At 59.2% G+C, this 16,467-nt stretch carries 19 protein-coding genes and 1 other RNA gene; 8 read left to right on the forward strand and 12 right to left on the reverse strand.

Going from position 1 to position 16,467, the window contains the following annotated elements:
* Positions 1 to 169 precede the first annotated feature (169 nt).
* Both MDHKLMBL_RS11655 and rpiA read right to left on the reverse strand, forming a co-directional pair.
* Positions 170 to 1,309: an acyl-CoA dehydrogenase family protein gene (locus MDHKLMBL_RS11655; RefSeq protein ID WP_053113132.1), complete on the reverse strand. Its 1,140-nt coding sequence runs from the start codon at positions 1,307 to 1,309 to the stop codon at positions 170 to 172.
* A gap of 146 nt (positions 1,310 to 1,455) precedes the next feature.
* Complete coding sequence (gene rpiA, locus MDHKLMBL_RS11660) at positions 1,456 to 2,136, reverse strand: ribose-5-phosphate isomerase RpiA (protein WP_053113131.1); 681 nt, start codon at positions 2,134 to 2,136, stop codon at positions 1,456 to 1,458.
* Between the two features lie 151 nt (positions 2,137 to 2,287).
* Here rpiA and ilvA point away from each other — a divergent pair, with 151 nt between their 5' ends.
* Both ilvA and MDHKLMBL_RS20990 read left to right on the forward strand, forming a co-directional pair.
* Positions 2,288 to 3,823 carry a threonine ammonia-lyase, biosynthetic gene (gene ilvA, locus MDHKLMBL_RS11665; protein ID WP_006169768.1) on the forward strand — a complete coding sequence of 512 codons (1,536 nt, stop codon included), beginning with the start codon at positions 2,288 to 2,290 and terminating at the stop codon, positions 3,821 to 3,823.
* 352 nt (positions 3,824 to 4,175) lie between these two features.
* Entirely contained in the window at positions 4,176 to 4,337 is a 162-nt protein-coding gene (locus tag MDHKLMBL_RS20990; RefSeq protein ID WP_008170953.1) for a hypothetical protein, read from the forward strand.
* On the opposite strand, the gene MDHKLMBL_RS11670 is transcribed toward MDHKLMBL_RS20990, so the two are convergent.
* From MDHKLMBL_RS11670 to MDHKLMBL_RS11695, 6 genes are all read right to left on the reverse strand, one after another.
* Positions 4,319 to 4,954 carry a 5-formyltetrahydrofolate cyclo-ligase gene (locus MDHKLMBL_RS11670; RefSeq protein ID WP_008170954.1) on the reverse strand — a complete coding sequence of 212 codons (636 nt, stop codon included), beginning with the start codon at positions 4,952 to 4,954 and terminating at the stop codon, positions 4,319 to 4,321. The two genes, MDHKLMBL_RS20990 and MDHKLMBL_RS11670, sit on opposite strands and share 19 nt — an antisense overlap.
* A gap of 4 nt (positions 4,955 to 4,958) precedes the next feature.
* A non-coding RNA gene (gene ssrS / locus MDHKLMBL_RS11675) (6S RNA) lies at positions 4,959 to 5,140 on the reverse strand.
* Positions 5,141 to 5,202: 62 nt separating this feature from the next.
* Positions 5,203 to 5,499 (reverse strand): cell division protein ZapA, encoded by a 297-nt coding sequence (locus MDHKLMBL_RS11680; protein ID WP_008170962.1) that lies wholly within the window; start codon positions 5,497 to 5,499, stop codon positions 5,203 to 5,205.
* On the reverse strand, positions 5,499 to 5,705 hold the full coding sequence (locus MDHKLMBL_RS11685) for a TIGR02449 family protein (protein ID WP_008170964.1): 207 nt from the start codon (positions 5,703 to 5,705) through the stop codon (positions 5,499 to 5,501). Before MDHKLMBL_RS11685 ends, MDHKLMBL_RS11680 begins: the two co-directional genes overlap by 1 nt.
* A gap of 103 nt (positions 5,706 to 5,808) precedes the next feature.
* Positions 5,809 to 7,083, reverse strand: a complete 1,275-nt coding sequence (locus MDHKLMBL_RS11690; RefSeq protein WP_104270840.1) for an ABC transporter permease — start codon at positions 7,081 to 7,083, stop codon at positions 5,809 to 5,811.
* Entirely contained in the window at positions 7,080 to 7,796 is a 717-nt protein-coding gene (locus tag MDHKLMBL_RS11695) for an ABC transporter ATP-binding protein (protein ID WP_104270841.1), read from the reverse strand. Before MDHKLMBL_RS11695 ends, MDHKLMBL_RS11690 begins: the two co-directional genes overlap by 4 nt.
* 67 nt (positions 7,797 to 7,863) lie before the next feature.
* Here MDHKLMBL_RS11695 and MDHKLMBL_RS11700 point away from each other — a divergent pair, with 67 nt between their 5' ends.
* Complete coding sequence (locus MDHKLMBL_RS11700) at positions 7,864 to 8,385, forward strand: DUF3299 domain-containing protein (protein WP_104270842.1); 522 nt, start codon at positions 7,864 to 7,866, stop codon at positions 8,383 to 8,385.
* A 6-nt stretch (positions 8,386 to 8,391) separates the two neighbouring features.
* On the opposite strand, the gene MDHKLMBL_RS11705 is transcribed toward MDHKLMBL_RS11700, so the two are convergent.
* Positions 8,392 to 8,955 carry a ZrgA family zinc uptake protein gene (locus MDHKLMBL_RS11705; RefSeq protein WP_104270843.1) on the reverse strand — a complete coding sequence of 188 codons (564 nt, stop codon included), beginning with the start codon at positions 8,953 to 8,955 and terminating at the stop codon, positions 8,392 to 8,394.
* 136 nt (positions 8,956 to 9,091) lie between these two features.
* On the opposite strand from MDHKLMBL_RS11705, the gene MDHKLMBL_RS11710 reads away from it, so the two are divergent.
* The 5 genes from MDHKLMBL_RS11710 to MDHKLMBL_RS11730 are packed head-to-tail and all read left to right on the forward strand — an operon-like array spanning position 9,092 to position 14,477.
* Positions 9,092 to 9,691 carry a UPF0149 family protein gene (locus tag MDHKLMBL_RS11710; RefSeq protein WP_014578413.1) on the forward strand — a complete coding sequence of 200 codons (600 nt, stop codon included), beginning with the start codon at positions 9,092 to 9,094 and terminating at the stop codon, positions 9,689 to 9,691.
* 26 nt (positions 9,692 to 9,717) lie between these two features.
* Entirely contained in the window at positions 9,718 to 11,037 is a 1,320-nt protein-coding gene (gene pepP, locus MDHKLMBL_RS11715) for a Xaa-Pro aminopeptidase (RefSeq protein ID WP_104270844.1), read from the forward strand.
* Between the two features lie 6 nt (positions 11,038 to 11,043).
* Positions 11,044 to 12,327 (forward strand): 2-octaprenyl-6-methoxyphenyl hydroxylase, encoded by a 1,284-nt coding sequence (ubiH, locus tag MDHKLMBL_RS11720; protein WP_104270845.1) that lies wholly within the window; start codon positions 11,044 to 11,046, stop codon positions 12,325 to 12,327.
* Complete coding sequence (locus MDHKLMBL_RS11725; RefSeq protein ID WP_104270846.1) at positions 12,320 to 13,543, forward strand: FAD-dependent monooxygenase; 1,224 nt, start codon at positions 12,320 to 12,322, stop codon at positions 13,541 to 13,543. The genes ubiH and MDHKLMBL_RS11725 overlap by 8 nt, the downstream gene beginning before the upstream one ends.
* Before the next feature lie 19 nt (positions 13,544 to 13,562).
* Positions 13,563 to 14,477, forward strand: coding sequence for a DUF808 domain-containing protein (locus MDHKLMBL_RS11730; protein ID WP_104270847.1), 915 nt, complete (start codon positions 13,563 to 13,565; stop codon positions 14,475 to 14,477).
* A gap of 13 nt (positions 14,478 to 14,490) precedes the next feature.
* On the opposite strand, the gene MDHKLMBL_RS11735 is transcribed toward MDHKLMBL_RS11730, so the two are convergent.
* From MDHKLMBL_RS11735 to tatB, 3 genes are read right to left on the reverse strand one after another with little or no spacing between them, the layout of a single operon-like run.
* Positions 14,491 to 15,210 (reverse strand): 16S rRNA (uracil(1498)-N(3))-methyltransferase, encoded by a 720-nt coding sequence (locus MDHKLMBL_RS11735; RefSeq protein ID WP_104270848.1) that lies wholly within the window; start codon positions 15,208 to 15,210, stop codon positions 14,491 to 14,493.
* Positions 15,207 to 15,992 (reverse strand): twin-arginine translocase subunit TatC, encoded by a 786-nt coding sequence (tatC, locus tag MDHKLMBL_RS11740; RefSeq protein WP_104270849.1) that lies wholly within the window; start codon positions 15,990 to 15,992, stop codon positions 15,207 to 15,209. The genes MDHKLMBL_RS11735 and tatC overlap by 4 nt, the downstream gene beginning before the upstream one ends.
* Positions 15,989 to 16,462, reverse strand: coding sequence for a Sec-independent protein translocase protein TatB (gene tatB, locus MDHKLMBL_RS11745; protein ID WP_014578406.1), 474 nt, complete (start codon positions 16,460 to 16,462; stop codon positions 15,989 to 15,991). Before tatB ends, tatC begins: the two co-directional genes overlap by 4 nt.
* Positions 16,463 to 16,467: the final 5 nt, after the last annotated feature.

A 16,467-nucleotide genomic window follows, 5' to 3' on the forward strand; every position in this document is an offset into this window, starting at 1 on the left:
GAACGGGGCGTGTCAGTGGCTGTTCCAAAACTGTAGAGGGCCATGGATGGCCCGAAACAAGCGCACATGGATGTGCTCGTAGCGTGTTTTGGAACAGCCACTGACATGCCCCGCCACCAAAACCCAGCAAGCTGGGTCAGGACAAGAGGGCGAACGCGGAACCCACAGCTCAGAGCTTGATCTGCTTGGCAATGAGTTCCTTCATGATCTCGGTGGTGCCGCCGCCGATGGAGAGAATCTTGGCATCCCGATAGAGGCGCTCGACGACGGTTTCCCGCATATACCCCATGCCACCGAACAGCTGCACCGCTTCCCGGGTGACCTTTTCGCAGACATCCACCGAGAAGTTCTTGGCCATCGCCACTTCCTTGATGGGGTTTTTGCCCGCCTGCATCAGGGCGGCGCAGCGGTAGGTGTATTCCCGGGCTACGTCGATCTGGGTCGCCATATCCACAAGCTTGTGGCGGGTCACCTGGAAGCCCGTGATATTGCGGCCGAACGCCGTGCGTTGTTGGGTGTATTCCAGCGCCGCTTCGTAGGCCAGTTGGGCGGTCATGTAGGCCATGATGGCCAAGCTGAGACGCTCGAACAGGAAATTGCTCATGATGGCGATGAAGCCGGCGTTTTCGGCGCCGATCAGGCGGTCGGCCGGCACGCGGCAGTCCTCGAAAAACAGCTCGGCGGTATCGCTGGCCCACCAGCCCATTTTTCGCAGTTTCTTGCCGGTGGAGAATCCGGGCATGTCCCGGTCGATCAACAACAGGCTGATACCGCCGTGGCCTTCTCCACCGGTGCGTACAGCAACCGTATAGTGGTCGGCGCGGATGCCGCTGGTGATGAAGGTTTTGCTGCCGTTTACAATGTAATGGTCGCCATCGCGGACGGCCCGGGTTTTGAGGTTGGCGACATCGGAACCTCCGCCGGGTTCGGTCACTGCCAGGGCGGCAATTTTTTCGCCCCGCAGCACCGGCGGCACGATCTGTTCACGGATGTCCTTTTTTGCCCATCTGGCGACTGGCGGCAGCCCGATATCCAGAGACCCCAGGCCAGCGACGAGACCGCCTGATGTGGAGCGCATAAGCTCTTCAGAAACGGCTACTTTCAGGAAAATGTCGCCCTCTCCGATGCCCCCCAATGCTTCCGGAAAGCCAATGCCCAACAAACCTGCATCCCCGGCTTTTTTGTAGAGATCCCGGGGAAATTCACCCGCTTCTTCCCAGTCGTCGATGTGCGGCAACACGTGGGTTTCGATGAACTTGCGGGCGGTCGCGCGGACCTGCTGATGGGTTTCGTTGAAGTATTCGGACACGGTCTGGCTCTCCCTGATCGGAATCAATGGGAAGCAGTGTCGCCTAAATATTATTACCAAGCAAGCGCTTGGTTGTTCGTTCATTCAGGCAATAAAAAAGCTGGCCCGAAAGGCCAGCTTCGACATCGAGGAGCGACAGAAGTCGGTCAGGCGCCTTCGCTGGAGATGCTTTTCACGCCGTCCTTTGTTCCCAGCAGCAGGAGATCAGCGCGGCGGCGGGCGAACAGGCCATTGGTGACCACGCCGACGATGTTGTTAAGCTTTTCTTCGACTCGGATCGGTTGGGAAATGTCCATGTTGTGGACGTCGATGATAATGTTGCCGTTGTCGGTCACTACCCCTTCCCGATAGACCGGATCACCGCCCAGTTTCACGATTTCCCGGCCAACATGGCTCCGGGCCATGGGAATGACTTCGACCGGAAGCGGGAATTTGCCCAATACGCCGACCATCTTGGAGTCATCGGCAATGCAGATGAAGGTCTTGGCAACCGCGGCCACGATTTTTTCCCGGGTCAGCGCGGCACCGCCGCCTTTGATCAGTTCCAGGCGGTCGTTGGTTTCGTCAGCGCCGTCCACATAGAACTCCAGTTCTCCGGCACTGTTAAGGTCGTAAACCGGGATGCCGTGGCTTTTCAGACGCTCGGCGGTGGCCTCCGAGCTGGCAACGGCGCCGTCAAACTCGGTCTTGAGTTCCGCGAGCATGTCGATGAAGAAATTGGCCGTGCTACCAGTGCCCACACCGATCACGCTCTCGCTATCAAGACGAGGAGCAATGTAATCAATGGCGGCTTTGGCGACGGCTTTTTTCAGTTCGTCCTGGTTCATCATTGGCTCCGGCTGCAAATCAGGTTGGCTTTGCCGGCATTATAGCGCTTAAGAGCCCTCTGCTTATAGACGGCTGCCGTGCAAACTTTCTACACTGTGGGTTTTTCTCAGCCAGTCATCACTCACACATCGACCAAAAGCCGGAACTGCTATGCCGCAACGCTACATCAAGAAGATTCTCGATGCGCGCGTCTATGACGTGGCCATCGAAACACCCCTGACTGAAGCCCGCAGTCTGTCCAAGCGCTTTGGCAACAATATTCTGCTCAAGCGTGAAGACCTTCAGCCGGTGTTTTCCTTCAAGATTCGTGGTGCCTATAACCGGATTGCGCAGCTTTCCGAGGAGCAGAAGGCCAAGGGTGTCATTTGTGCGTCGGCCGGAAATCATGCCCAGGGTGTGGCGCTGGCTGCCAAGAATCTCGGGATCAAGGCGGTAATTGTGATGCCGCAGACCACGCCGGAGATCAAGGTGCGTTCGGTACGGGATCACGGTGCCAAGGTGGTTCTCAAGGGCGATGCCTTCGACGAGGCGGCGGCCCACGCTCAGGAGTTGATCGCAAAGCACGGCTACACCTACATTCCGCCGTACGATGATCCCGATGTGATCGCCGGCCAGGGCACGGTGGCCATGGAAATTATGTGGCAGTTCAGCAAGCCGATCCACGCCATCTTCATCTGTGTTGGTGGCGGCGGGCTGATTGCCGGCATGGCCGCTTACATCAAGTATCTGCGCCCCGAGATCAAGGTGATTGGTGTCGAACCGGAGGACTCCAACTGCCTCCAGGCCGCCATGAAAGCGGGCAAACGCGTGGTGCTCGATGAAGTGGGCATCTTTGCTGATGGTGTGGCAGTCAAGCAGATTGGTAAGTACCCCTGGGAGATCTGCAAGGACCACGTGGACGAGGTGATCACCGTATCCACCGACGAAATCTGCGCGGCCATCAAGGATGTGTTCGAGGATACCCGCTCCATTGCCGAGCCGGCCGGTGCCCTGGGTGTGGCCGGCATCAAGAAATACATCGAGCGCGAGAAAGTCGAGGGCGAGAACCTGATTGCCACCCTGAGCGGTGCCAACATGAACTTCGACCGTCTGCGCTACATCTCCGAACGCACGGAAGTGGGCGAGAAACGCGAGGCCATCCTGGCGGTGACCATTCCGGAGAAACCGGGCGCGTTCAAGACCTTCATCAACGCCCTGCACAAGCGCAGCATCACCGAGTTCAATTACCGCTACGCCGATGCTACCAATGCCACGATTTTCGTTGGCATCCAGATTGCCGCGGGTGGTCACGGCCGCGAGGATCTGGTTCAGGATCTTCGGGAGAGCGGATACTCGGTGGTCGATTTAACCGACAGCGATCTGGCCAAGCAGCACATCCGTCACATGGTGGGCGGCCACGCGCCGACCATCACCAACGAAAAGGTGTTCCAGTTCGAGTTCCCGGAGCGTCCGGGGGCGTTGCTGAAGTTCCTGATGTCTCTTGGTACCCGCTGGAATATCTCCATGTTCCACTACCGCAACCACGGTGCAGCCTACAGCCGTGTTCTGCTGGGCGCCCAGGTGGACGACGATGAGGTGCAGGATTTCGAGAAAATGCTGGATAAGGTCGGCTTTCGCTATGAAAACATGACGGATAATGAGGCCTATCAGTTGTTTCTCGGGCAAGGAAATGCACGATCGAGCTAACGTAGAGTAGGTCAGGGTCTGGTAGAGCTTTCCAAAACTGTGCGGAGCCATGGGTGGAGCGCGAAAGCGCTTCACGGGTAGGCCATGGATGGCCTTCCCAGGACCCTCAGCGCGACGCAGGAGCAAAAAGCGCTGAGGGGCGGAGCCAAGCGTACAGGGATGTATCCACAGCGTGTTTTGGAAAGCCCTGCCAGACCCTGGCCGGTCCCCGAATGCAAAGCTTACTGAATTTTAATCTGTGAAAAATTGTAAAAGTACAGATAGGTGTTAGTCTTTCTTCTGATTCTTGAAGTCAAGAATAGCTATCTGATTTCCCGACACTTTTAAAACCGCATTTTGAGGAACTGAAGCCATGGGCGGCAAGCCTGACATCATCAAAGCCATTGTGCTGATTTTTGCCATCGGCCTTGTGATTACTGGTTTCACATCCATCCACGCCTCCGAAGATAAAGACGCACGAGCGGCCAATCTGGTTGGCTCCGTTCAAGTCATGAATCAGCCGCTGAACCGGTAACGTCGCTTATCGGTCACTACGCTGTGAAGGGGCACGTCCCAGGGCTCTATTGGCAGCTTCTTAACTTTCTGGAAATCGTGGGCCAGGCCAATCAGCTTCGGCGCCAGCCTTGGCCGTATCCGGCTGAAGGCAAACGTTCTGTCGTAAAAGCCTCCTCCCATCCCCAGTCTTCCGCCCTGTTCGTCAAACCCCACTAACGGAAACAGTACTGCATCCAGTGCCCAGGCCGGGCGCCGCAGGCCTTTGCTGAACCCTGGCTCGGGAATGCCAAACCGGTTGGCGGTGAGTTCCACGCCATCGTAGTAGGGGCTGAACACCAGCCTGCCTTCATGAATCGGATGGAGTACCGGCAGGTAGAAGCGGATGCCCTTGCGCCGGGCGATGTCCAGGTATACGTGGGGGTCAATTTCGCCGTCGTTGGGCAGATAAATGGCAATGTGCCGGGCCCGGTGCAGGTCTGGATTCTTCAGCAGATTGAGGGCCAGGTGCTCGGCGGCCTGTTGCTGTTTTTCAGCGCTCAGGTCGCGACGATTCTGCCGCAGGCGTTTGCGAAGTTCACTGCGCGACAGGGTATCAGGGTGGGACTGGAACGGTTGAGGCTCGATAAACTGGCTCAAAATAAAGCTTCCCGGGCTGCCGTTATCGGATGTGGCCCTTGAACCCAAAGTTCAAGGTCGGTGGCCGCTGTGACATATTAGGCTTTCCCCTGTCGGGGACGTGCTCACAATGCCCTGAAGTAGCCACCTGGGTAGTGCGCATCGGCTCGAGGACGTATCCGACTATCCCGAACAGCCCAGGAAGTTGTTCTCATTATACGGGCAGTGTCGGGGCCGATTGCAACACCTGTCTGAGATTCTCCGGGGATTTAACGACCGGAGCCATCACCCAGCGCTCCGTCCAGTTTGTTGTCCATGGCTCGCAGCAAGGTGCTGGTGGCATCGGACATGGTGTCGCGCTCGAGCAGTTCGTGGGTTATGTTGAGAGCGGCCATTACAGCAATGCGCTCGGTACCAAAAACCTTGCCGCCGGCGCGGATTTCCCGCATTTTGTTGTCCAGATGCCGGGCGGCACGCAGCAGTGCCTCCTGTTCTTCCTCGGGGCAGGCGACCAGGTATTCCTTGTCGAGGATTTTCACCTCAACCGTGGTGGATTGCTGTGCCATCAGTGATGCTCCAGGGCCCTAAGGCGGCTGATCATGGCTTCGATCTTGTGCTTCGCGTGATCGTTCTTCTGCACCAGCTGGGCCCGTTCCCGGTTCCAGTCGTCCTGCAGTTCCCGCAATGTGGCGTTGTCCCGCTCAAGTTTCTGACAGCGTTCAATCAGCCTGTCCAGCTTGTCCGCTAATGCCTGTACTTCGGACTGTTCCATGACGTGCCCAGCAGTGGTTTTATGATATTAAGCTCAACTATAAGTGTGGACGCTAAGTCGGTCAATTTACAGGCTTGTCATTGCGTTCCCTGCGTGATGCCCATCACTGATCTGCTGCCTCGCCAAAGCCCAGCCGGCGGCTCTGGCGCCATGTGTTGAAGGCGGGTATCAGCGCCACGGTGAAGGCGGCAACCGGAACCAGGGCCATTAACGTCCATTCCTCGGGCGTTAATGGGCGAAGCTCAATCTGCAGGCCATAGTTGGCCAGTAACCATGGGCTCGCCAGTGCAAGGCCCGCCATGCCAAGGGCCAAAGCCATCACGCAGGCGGCAAGGGCAAGAGCCACGCACTCGAGGATGTAAAGTGAGGCAATCAGCGCCGGAGAGGCACCGGTTGCCCGCAGCACCGCAATTTCATGGGCCCGCTGGCTCTGGAGGGTCAGAAGTACGGCAATCAGTCCGATCAGGCTGGTTACCACGACAAAACCGGTTATGCCCAGTAGTGCTCGCTCAAACTGGCCCATCAGCCGCCAGAGTTCACTGAGGGCTACTCCCGGAAGTATGGCCGAGAGCGGCTCGCCGGCAAACTGGTTGATTTCCCGCTGTATGCGGAAGGTCAGGATTTGCCGGTCGATACCAACGAATACGGCGGTAATGGCATCGGGTGTGAAATCTCGGCCCTTTGCCTGCTCCGGTGTGATTGTCCGTCCGGGGATGGCGACCCCGGATTCCCAGCCTACGTGCATGGCCTCCATGCCATCCAGGCTGATATACACGGCCTGGTCCACCGGCGTGCCAGTGGGCGCCAGTATGCCGGTGACGGTAAACGGCGTGTCTTCGTGGTTGGAGAAACTGGTGCGTCCACCGCCATGGGATAGCACGATCGGCTCGCCCACCTGATGCGCCAGCGAGCGGGCAACGCCGGCACCCAACACTACATCAAAGACGCCTTCAAACCACTGGCCTTCATCCAGTTCAAGGGGCAGGTCGCGGCCGTAGCGGAAGTGCTTGAAAAAGTTCTCATCTGTGGCGACCACACGATTACCCCGGTAGCTGTCTCCCAGGGAAATCGGAATCAGCCAGGCCAGGCGGTTATCCTGTTTCAGGCCCTGATAGGTCGACCAGCGAATGTTGTTGGTGGCATCGCCAATATGAAACACGGTGTACAACAGCAGGTTCAACTGGCCACTTCGGGCGCCGATGATCAGGTCTGTACCGCTGATGGTGCTGGTGAAGGACTGTTTGACCTCCGTGCGGAGGTATTGGATGCCCAGCAACAGGGAAACGCTCAGGGTCAGGGTCAGGCACACCAGGGCCAGTACTTTTTTCCGGTGCCAGAGGCTGGCCAGGGCGAGTGTCAGGGCCAGGCGTGCTTTCATGTCCGGTCACCCTGCAGTTCCAGCTGATTATCGAAATGGCGGGCCAGGGACTGGTCGTGACTGACGAACAGAACCGAGGTGCTGTGCCGGTGCGCAAGAGTTAGAAGCAGTTCCAGGAACCGGTCCCGGTTGTCGGCATCCAGTGCGGAAGTCGGCTCGTCCGCGAGAATCAGGCCGGGCGCGCCAATCAGCGCCCGGGCGGCTGCGATACGTTGCTGCTGGCCAATACTTAGCCTGGTGACTTTCCTCTGCCAGTGGTCCGCGGGGATGGACAGGGCGGCAAGCAATCTCTCAGCCTCGTCTTCGACGGTCGGTTCGGTGCGCTCTCTGCGCAGTTCAGAAAGTCCGCAGGGCAGGGTGACGTTGGCTCGTGTGCTCAGGTAGGGCACCAGATTGAACTGCTGGAAGATCACGCCCATGTGGTCGGCCCGGAACTGGTCGCGGGCGCCGGCACCGAGCCGGTGGATATCGGTTCCGAGTACGCGGACAGTGCCAGAGGCCGGCCGAAGCATGCCTGCCAACAGGCTGAGCAGCGTGCTTTTGCCACTGCCGCTCGGGCCGTGCAGGAAAAGGTGTTCGCCGCGTTTCAGTATGATGTCCGGAAAGCTGAGGCGGGGCTGGACAGGATCCCAGGAAAAGCCGAGCCCGCTGACTTCCATCGCAGTTTCTGTGCTTCGGGAACTGTTGCTGGCTGAGTCTGTCTTGCTGGTCATGTTGGTTGCCGTCGGCCCGGTGTATGATGGCGGTTTCCGGATAGTAATCTCAGGAGTCTTTGGTCCAATGATGTCTGCCCCGGCACGTTCGCGCTTTGCGCTGCCTTTTTTCATCGCGCTTACCCTGGTGTGTGTACTTCCATCAACAGGCCGGACTGAAACCCGGGAAATCGACTGGCTTGAACTGATGCCCGCCGAGGATCTGGCGCTGCTGGAGAATATGCCAGAGATTGAGCACGAGGGCGATGGCCCGCCGCTGCTGCCGGACGAGATCATGACCGGTCGGGTTGTGCCGGAAATGGGCAATGTTGAAGGCCGCATTCCCGGCTTCGTGGTGCCCCTCAAGACAACCGAGGACATGCGCATCCTGGAGTTCTTCCTGGTGCCCTACTACGGCGCCTGTATTCATGTGCCGCCACCGCCCCCCAATCAGATCATTCACGTCAAGTACAAGGAAGGTTTCACGCTCGAAGCCCTGTACGATCCGGTGTGGATCGAAGGCGAGCTGGTCATTGATCGCACCGAAAACGACATCGGCACGTCTTCCTATTCTATGGTCGCAACCGGGGTTGAGCCGTACGAAGAATAGACGCTGTCATTGGCTGCGGAGTTCAAACGTGCTTTGTCCGTGGCCCAGACGGGCTGATCCCTGACCTTCTGGCCATACCCACTGAACGCCGAGATGCTCTATTCCGGAAAACCGGGTTGTAATGGGTGTTGCAAGCGCCTGGGATGAGCTCAGGCCCGGACAGCTCAGGGTCTGGGTGACTTCGAAATCCGAGTGGGATGATTCGTCCTGGTGATCATGGTCATGCCCATGACTGTGTCCGTGATCATCGCCACCTGCCTGATGATGCACTACCGCATTCATGACGGTGCAGCCCCCCTCACTGGTGTTCGCAAGGGGGGTCTGTCCAAGCCAGTTGGTTACGTCGTTAACCAGTGCTTTCTGGTCGTCCGAACGGGCACGATGCTCGAACCCCAGCAGGTTGTAGGCCGGCGATGTGAACAGGAGATCAATCTGCTCTCCCTCGATGGCCAGTTGTAGTTCGGCATGACCGTGCTGGTGAGCACCTGGATTGTCGCTGGCAAACGCAGGGCCAGCGCTTGCAATAGCGGCGCCAGCCAGGAAGAAGCAGGTTTTGGCTCGTAAGGACATGGCTTTATCTCTCGGCAAAAATGATACGTTATAACATATTGTTCGCTTGCCGGATAAAAATCAACAGGCAGTGCCTTGGCACCGCCTGAATGCTAGGATAGACCTCTAATCCATTAACACAGGATCCGCCTGTTTCATGTCAGAAACCGACACTTCCGGTGCTGCCCGCGCCGCAGAATTCGAGCGCTGGGCCAACGTTTTTACAGCTCACAAGGCATTCAGCCACCCATCCGAATTGCACGGCGCGCTCTGTGGTCGCCTGGCGGCCGGATCGCGTATCGAAGAGCCGGAGTGGCTGGCGATGGTGTGTGAACACATGGGGCTGGCCGAGAACGCGGCCGAAGAGTCCGATGATCTCGCTCCGTTCATGAACAAAGCCTATGAACAGACCCTCGAGCTCTTGAAATCAGCAGACATGAGTTTCCATCCTTTATTGCCGGATGACGACTATGCCATTGAGCAGCGGCTGGAAGCCCTGGTTTCCTGGGTGCGGGGATTTCTCGAGGGTATGGCACTGTCAGCCGGCGAGTCACTCGGCCAGGCGCCGGACGAGATCCGGGAGCTGATCGAGGATATGGTGGCCATCAGCCAGCTATCCGAAGAGGAAGAAGCGGACGACGAAAGCGAGCAGCAGTTGCTGGAGATTACCGAATACATCCGGCTGGGGGCGCTCGCCGTGTTCACTGAATTCAACGCCCCTGAACCACCGAAGTCTGATTCGCCGACCCTGCACTGAGCCGGGTCCTGATTGCAGGAGAGACTATGAACTCCATGATTCCCGTAAAGGAGTTTGCCGAGCGCCGTCGCAAGCTGATGGAGCGTATGGCGCCAGACAGCATTGCGATTATTCCGGCCGCCCCGGAGCGCGTTCGTAATCGGGACGTGCTGCATCCGTTCCGCCAGGACAGCGATTTTCATTACCTGTCCGGTTTTGGTGAGCCGGAGGCCGTCCTGGCGCTGATTCCGGGCCGTGAACACGGGGAATCGGTACTGTTCTGCAAAGAGCGCAATCCGCAGAAGGAGCTCTGGGACGGTTTCCTGGTTGGCCCGGAAGGCGCCATCGAACGCTACGGCCTGGACGATGCGTTTCCGATTGCAGACATCGACGATATCCTGCCGGGCATGATCGAGGGTCGCAGCCGGGTGTATTATCCCCTCGGCAAGGATGATCATTTTGACGCCCGTGTCATGGACTGGGTGAAGATGATTCGCAGCAAGGTTCGCAGTGGCGCCCACCCGCCGGGCGAGTTCGTAGCCCTCGAGCACCTGCTTCATGACCTGCGGCTATACAAGAGCGCCAATGAGATCAAGATCATGGCCAAGGCCGGCCAGATCAGTGCCGAGGCCCATTGCCGGGCCATGAAACGGGCCCGCAAGGGCGGCTTCGAATACAACCTCGAGGCCGAGCTTATCCACACCTTCATGGAGCATGGCGCACGGTCTACGGCCTATCCCTCCATCGTGGGCGGGGGCGCCAATGGCTGCATCCTGCATTACATCGAGAACAGTGCGCCGCTGAAGGACGGCGATCTGGTGCTGATCGATGCCGGCTGTGAATACCAGTGCTACGCCTCCGACATCACGCGCACCTTCCCGGTCAGTGGAAAGTTCAGTAATGAACAGCGGGCCCTCTACGAGGTGGTGCTGGCGGCGCAGTATCGGGCCATCGAGGCGGTCTCGCCTCAAAATCACTGGAACCGGCCCCATGAGGCTGCGCTGGAAGTACTGACCCAGGGCCTGATTGATCTGGGGCTGTTGTCCGGCACCCTGGAAGATGCCATTGCCAACGAAACCTACAAGCCCTTTTTCATGCACCGAACCGGCCACTGGCTGGGGCTGGATGTACACGACGTCGGCGATTACAAGGTCGGTGACGCCTGGCGCCAGCTGGAACCCGGCATGGCCCTGACCGTCGAGCCAGGCCTGTACATTGCGCCGGATAACACCGACGTGGATGAGAAATGGCGCGGCATTGGCATACGCATCGAAGACGATGTGGTGGTGACCAAAGACGGCTGCCGGGTCCTGACCGAAGCAGTGCCGAAAACCATTGCCGAAATCGAAGCCCTGATGGCGGACTGACAGCCTGTGACCAAGCCTGATACCGATCTGATCATTGCCGGCGGTGGCCTCGCCGGAGCGACCCTGGCTCTGGCGCTGGCACGGATGGTGCCGTCACTGCGCGTGACCGTGGTCGAGGCCTTCCCGCTCTCGCCCGACGCCCTGCCGGAGAGTTACCAGCCGAGTTACGATGCCCGTTCAACCGCACTGGCGTGGGGCTCCCGGTTAATCTTTGAGGAGCTGGGGCTGTGGCAAAGGCTGGCCGAACATGCCACACCCATCGAACATATCCATGTTTCAGATCGGGGCCATTTCGGCGCCACACGGTTGCATGCTGCCGAGCATGGCCAGGCGGCGCTCGGGTACGTGGCTGACAATCGCTGGATGGGGCTGTGTCTGATGCGTGAGCTTCTGGATACCAACGTCCAGTGGCGGGCGCCGGCAGAAGTAACGGACATGACGCCCATTCCCGGCGGCGTCCGTGTTCAGCTCTCAGAAGAAGGTGAAGAGACCGCGGAACTGAAGGCCCGTTGCCTCGTCGTTGCAGATGGCGGTCGTTCCGGTCTGCGGGAAAGGCTCGGGTTCCGGCCGGATCGTCACAGCTACGGCCAGAACGCACTGATCGCAAATGTCTCTACCAGTGACAGCCACGGATTCACTGCCTTTGAACGATTTACCGATGCCGGTCCCATGGCTCTCTTGCCCCATGGATCACCGACCAGAGCCGGACATCAATCGGCACTGGTCTGGACGCTATCCGATGAGGTTCTGCAGCAGGTTCTGGCGCTGCCCGACGACGAGAAATGCCGTTGGCTTCAGGACCGGTTTGGCTGGCGTCTGGGCCGGTTTACCCGCATCGGCGCCTGTCACCATTACCCGCTGACCCTGACGACGGTGGACGAGCCGGTACGCCCTGGGGTTGCCCTGGTGGGCAATGCGGCCCATGCCCTGCATCCGGTCGCCGGGCAGGGCTTCAATCTCGCGCTGAGAGGGCTCATGACGCTGGTCGAACAGTTCCGCCTGGCTGAAGAGCATGGCAGGTCGATTGGCGATCTCGAGGTCCTGAAGCGCTACCAGGCTCTGCATCGGGAAGACTGGCAACAGACGGTGCGCTTCTCCGATTCGCTTGTTCGTTTGTTCGGGCATTCCATGCTGCCGGTTGCGGCGGCCCGCGATGCCGGCCTGGTGGGTCTTGATCTGTTGCCTGGGGCAAAACGCTGGTTTGCCCGCAAGGCCATGGGCCTGGGCGGCCGCAGGGCCGTGATTGAACGGCCCGGAAACCTGAACCGGGAGGCGCCGGCTAATGAGTGAGGCGCAAACGTTCGATATTCTTGTGGCTGGCGGTGGCATGATCGGTTCCGCCCTGGCTCTCGGGCTGTCACGACAGGGTTGGCATGTGGGGCTGGTGGAAGGTTCCGGCCATGAGTCTCTGGTTGAGGCGCCGGACTCCGCCACCACCGTTGCCGATTTTGAACCACGGGTCAGTGCCATTTCGGTGGCGAGCCAGCAATTGCTGGAGCAACTCGGAGTCTGGTCCGAGGTGACCGCCGGTCGGCACTGTCCTTACCAGACCATGACGGTCTGGGATGGCGACGGCACGGGGCGTATACAGTTCGAGGCCGCCGAGCTTCAGGCGCGGGCTCTCGGAACGATTGTCGAGAACCGCAGCATCGTGCGATCACTGTTCAGGGCCCTGGAACAAAGTCCGGTCGAACTGATTGATGGCGCGAGGATTACTGGCTGTAAACGGTTGTCTGGAACTTATACGGTTGAGCTGGAGGATGGTCGATCCCTGTCGGCGGGGCTACTGGTAGGGTGTGACGGTGCCAATTCCCGTCTGCGCCACTGGGTTGGCCTGCCAACGCGTGAGTGGGACTACGACCAGCAGGCAATCGTATGCACGGTGAAAACCAGCCAGAGCCACCGTTTCACCGCGTGGCAGCGATTTTCGACGACCGGGCCGCTGGCGTTTTTGCCCTTGCTGCCAGAGTCCGGAGATGAGCATTTCTGTTCCATTGTCTGGTCCCAGGATACCGGGGAAGCGCGGCGTCTGATGGCTTTGGACGACACCGACTTTGCCGCTGAACTTGAGCGTGCGATTGAGCGCGAGCTGGGATCGGTGGAGTCCATTTCCGGCCGCTTCGCCTTTCCGCTTCGACAGCGCCACGCGAAGGACTACATTGCCCCCGGTTTTGCCCTCGTCGGCGATGCGGCCCATACCATCCATCCGCTGGCGGGACAGGGTGCCAACCTTGGCTACGGAGATGTACGGGCTCTGCTCGATGAGCTTTCGCGAGCCAAAAAGGCGGGCCTGAGTCCAGCCAATGAGCTGGTTCTGGCGCGCTATCAGCGCCGCCGGAAAGGCGAGAATCTCGCCATGATGGCCGCCATGGAGGGCTTCAAGCAGCTGTTCGGCCGTGAGGAGCTGCCGGTCCGCTGGCTGCGAAATACCGGCCTGCGCTGGCTCAACCAGATGGGGCCGGTGAAAAATCGTATAGCTGCCGAGGCCATGGGGCTTAACGGCTGAATAAAAAAGGAATTGTCCAATGGCAGGAAGCAGCCTTCTGGTTCTGATCGATGACATCGCCACCGTTCTGGACGATGTTGCCCTGATGACAAAAGCCGCCACCAAGAAAACCGCAGGTGTTCTGGGGGATGATCTGGCGCTCAACGCCCAGCAGGTGACCGGTGTAAAGCCTGCCCGGGAACTGCCAGTGGTCCTCGCGGTTGCCCGCGGCTCCATGATCAACAAGGCCATCCTGGTGCCGGCGGCCCTTGCGATCAGTTTTTTCATGCCCTGGCTGGTAACGCCTCTGCTGATGCTCGGCGGTGCCTTTCTGTGTTTTGAGGGCTTTGAGAAACTGGTGCACAAGTTTTTGCACCAGGAGCAGGACCAGAAGCGCAAGGGCGAGCTGCGTGAAGCCCTCAAGAGCCCGGACGTCGACTTGCGGGCGATCGAGAAAGACAAGATCAAGGGCGCCATCCGCACCGACTTCATTCTGTCTGCCGAAATCATTGCCATTACCCTCGGAACGGTAACGACCCAGACCATCGGCATGCAGTTCATGGTGCTGGCGGTGGTGGCGATTATGATCACAGTCTTTGTTTACGGCCTGGTGGCTGGGATCGTAAAGCTGGACGACGGCGGCCTCTACCTCAGTCAGCAAGAGAACCCGGTGCTCCAGCAATTGGGTTCAGGCATTCTCTGGCTGGCCCCCTATCTGATGAAGACACTCTCCATCCTGGGCACTCTGGCGATGTTTCTGGTGGGTGGTGGCATTCTTACCCACGGACTGACGCCGGTATACGACGCTATTCATCACTTTGCCGAGGGTTTCAGTGGTGTGGCTGGTGTGCTCGTGCCAACGGTGGCCAATGGCCTGTTCGGTGTGCTGGCAGGTGCGCTACTGGTGGCCATTATCACGCCACTGACGCGATGGTGGCAGGCGAGGAACGGCTGAGAAGACCGGGGCTCTAGAGGCAGGCGTCGAACAGCCGGCTCACCAGTACCGGTACCGCGGTTTCGACCCGCAGAATACGGGGGCCGAGATGCACGCTCTGGCAGCCGGCTTCTTCCAGTTTTCCCACTTCGTAAGCCGTGAAGCCACCTTCCGGGCCAATGCAAAGCACGGTCGGCTGGTTAAGGTGCACAGGGCAGGGGGTGGTTGTGCCGGGATGCGCTACCAGGGCTCGTTTATCCGCCAACAGCGCCGGCAACTCATCTTCCACGAAGGGTTTGAACAGCTTGCGGATCTGCACACGGGGCATCAGGGTATCTTTTGCCTGTTCCAGCCCCAGCGTGAGGTTCTCCCGAAGCTGTTCGTCTGAGAGCCACGGTGTCTGCCAGAAGCTTTTCTCCACCTTGTAGCTGTTGATCAGCCAGAGGTCCTTGACGCCCAGGGCAGCGCAGGTTTGCAGGATGCGACGGAACATCTTGGGCCGGGGCATGGCCAGAATCAGGGTGAGCGGCAGAGGAGCCGGCGGAGTCTGATCCAGCGTCACTCGCAGTTCTGCCTCGCTATCGGTAAGTCGGACGACTTCGCCGGTTCCAAGCCGGCCATCCGAACGGCCTACGGGAATGGTGTCGCCAGCAACGACCTTGATAACGGACTGCAGGTGGGCCAAGCGCCGACCGCGTAGAACGGCCCGGTCAGGCGCTACGAAATCCTCGTTAAACAGTAACGCCAGATTCATTGGCCGGCAGGCTCATCGCTTTCCGGGTCTGCGACTTCCCGTTTTGCCAGCCGCCCGAACAGGATGCCAACTTCGAACAGGATCCACATGGGAACCGCGAGAAGGGTCTGTGAAATAATATCCGGCGGGGTCAGCATCATGCCGATGATGAAGCACCCAACCACCACGTAGGGGCGTTTGGCTGCGAGATCGGCCGGCGTGGTGGCGCCGGTGAGGATCAACAGCACTGTGGCGATCGGAATTTCGAAGGCCACACCGAAGGCGAAGAACATTTTGAGCACGAAATTGAGGTAGCTGGTAATGTCCGGAAGTTCGACGATGCCTTCGGGGCCTATCGCAGTAAAGAAGCCGAACACCAGCGGGAAAACCACGTAATAGGCAAACGCAGCGCCCGCGTAAAACAGGATGACCGAGGTAAACAGCAGCGGAAAGGCCAGACGTTTTTCGTGGGCGTAGAGGCCCGGGGCAATAAAGCTCCAGAGCTGGTAGAGAATGATCGGAATGGCAGCGAACACAGCCAGAACCAGGGCCAGCTTCAGCGGTGCGAAGAAGGGCGACGTAACATCCGTTGCGATCATGGTCTGGCCAACGGGCAACAGGGAACGGATGGGCTCCGACAGCCACAGGTAAAGTTCGTTGGCAAACGGATAAATGGCAGCGAAGCAGACCAGCACCGCAAGAACCATTTTCAGAAGGCGATTACGCAGTTCGAGCAGGTGCTCGATCAGTGGCATTTCCTGCTGCTCCGGAGGCAGCTGGTTGCCGTCGGGTTTTGCATTCATGAACGATTATCCGGCGGACTTTGCGGGGTTTCGCGTTTGGGTTGTTCGTTTCCGTCAGAGCCGGAATCTGGCGTCTGCGAGGAGCTACCAGCATCGGGCTGATCCTGCGCTGGAGCCTCAGAGGCCTTTGGCTGGCCGGATACCCGCCGTGTCGCAGGTGCAGGCCTTGGCTTCTGGGTCTCGTTCTCGGGCAGGATCATGTGCTCGTATTTCCTGGCTTCGTCCAGGGCGCCACGCACGGTTTTCTGAACGTCGTCGAGGCCAACATCTCCTGCCTTGCGAAGCTCGTCGCGGAGTTCGCCGGCTTTTAGCTCCCGGTCCAGTTCCGAGGTGAACTGGCCAACCATGCGCCGTGCACCACCCACCCAGCGGCCAGCCGCACGGGCGGCCGCAGGCAGGCGCTCGGGGCCGAGTACCAATAGCGCTATGACGCCGCAGATCAGCAGCTCAAGAAAGCCGATATCGAACATTCAGC

This window comes from Marinobacter flavimaris (genome assembly GCF_002933295.1).
Taxonomy (GTDB): Bacteria; Pseudomonadota; Gammaproteobacteria; order Pseudomonadales; family Oleiphilaceae; genus Marinobacter; species Marinobacter flavimaris.

Excerpts from the sequence above, each read along its gene's own strand:
- rpiA (WP_053113131.1), bottom strand. The coding sequence starts at position 2,136 with ATGAACCAGGACGAACTGAAAAAAGCCGTCGCCAAAGCCGCCATTGAT.
- MDHKLMBL_RS11730 (WP_104270847.1), top strand. The coding sequence starts at position 13,563 with ATGGCAGGAAGCAGCCTTCTGGTTCTGATCGATGACATCGCCACCGTT.
- MDHKLMBL_RS11725 (WP_104270846.1), top strand. The coding sequence starts at position 12,320 with ATGAGTGAGGCGCAAACGTTCGATATTCTTGTGGCTGGCGGTGGCATG.
- MDHKLMBL_RS11695 (WP_104270841.1), bottom strand. The coding sequence starts at position 7,796 with ATGACCAGCAAGACAGACTCAGCCAGCAACAGTTCCCGAAGCACAGAA.
- MDHKLMBL_RS11735 (WP_104270848.1), bottom strand. The coding sequence starts at position 15,210 with ATGAATCTGGCGTTACTGTTTAACGAGGATTTCGTAGCGCCTGACCGG.
- ilvA (WP_006169768.1), top strand. The coding sequence starts at position 2,288 with ATGCCGCAACGCTACATCAAGAAGATTCTCGATGCGCGCGTCTATGAC.
- MDHKLMBL_RS20990 (WP_008170953.1), top strand. The coding sequence starts at position 4,176 with ATGGGCGGCAAGCCTGACATCATCAAAGCCATTGTGCTGATTTTTGCC.
- MDHKLMBL_RS11690 (WP_104270840.1), bottom strand. The coding sequence starts at position 7,083 with ATGAAAGCACGCCTGGCCCTGACACTCGCCCTGGCCAGCCTCTGGCAC.
- pepP (WP_104270844.1), top strand. The coding sequence starts at position 9,718 with ATGAACTCCATGATTCCCGTAAAGGAGTTTGCCGAGCGCCGTCGCAAG.
- MDHKLMBL_RS11710 (WP_014578413.1), top strand. The coding sequence starts at position 9,092 with ATGTCAGAAACCGACACTTCCGGTGCTGCCCGCGCCGCAGAATTCGAG.
- MDHKLMBL_RS11700 (WP_104270842.1), top strand. The coding sequence starts at position 7,864 with ATGATGTCTGCCCCGGCACGTTCGCGCTTTGCGCTGCCTTTTTTCATC.
- MDHKLMBL_RS11705 (WP_104270843.1), bottom strand. The coding sequence starts at position 8,955 with ATGTCCTTACGAGCCAAAACCTGCTTCTTCCTGGCTGGCGCCGCTATT.
- tatC (WP_104270849.1), bottom strand. The coding sequence starts at position 15,992 with ATGAATGCAAAACCCGACGGCAACCAGCTGCCTCCGGAGCAGCAGGAA.
- MDHKLMBL_RS11685 (WP_008170964.1), bottom strand. The coding sequence starts at position 5,705 with ATGGAACAGTCCGAAGTACAGGCATTAGCGGACAAGCTGGACAGGCTG.
- MDHKLMBL_RS11680 (WP_008170962.1), bottom strand. The coding sequence starts at position 5,499 with ATGGCACAGCAATCCACCACGGTTGAGGTGAAAATCCTCGACAAGGAA.
- tatB (WP_014578406.1), bottom strand. The coding sequence starts at position 16,462 with ATGTTCGATATCGGCTTTCTTGAGCTGCTGATCTGCGGCGTCATAGCG.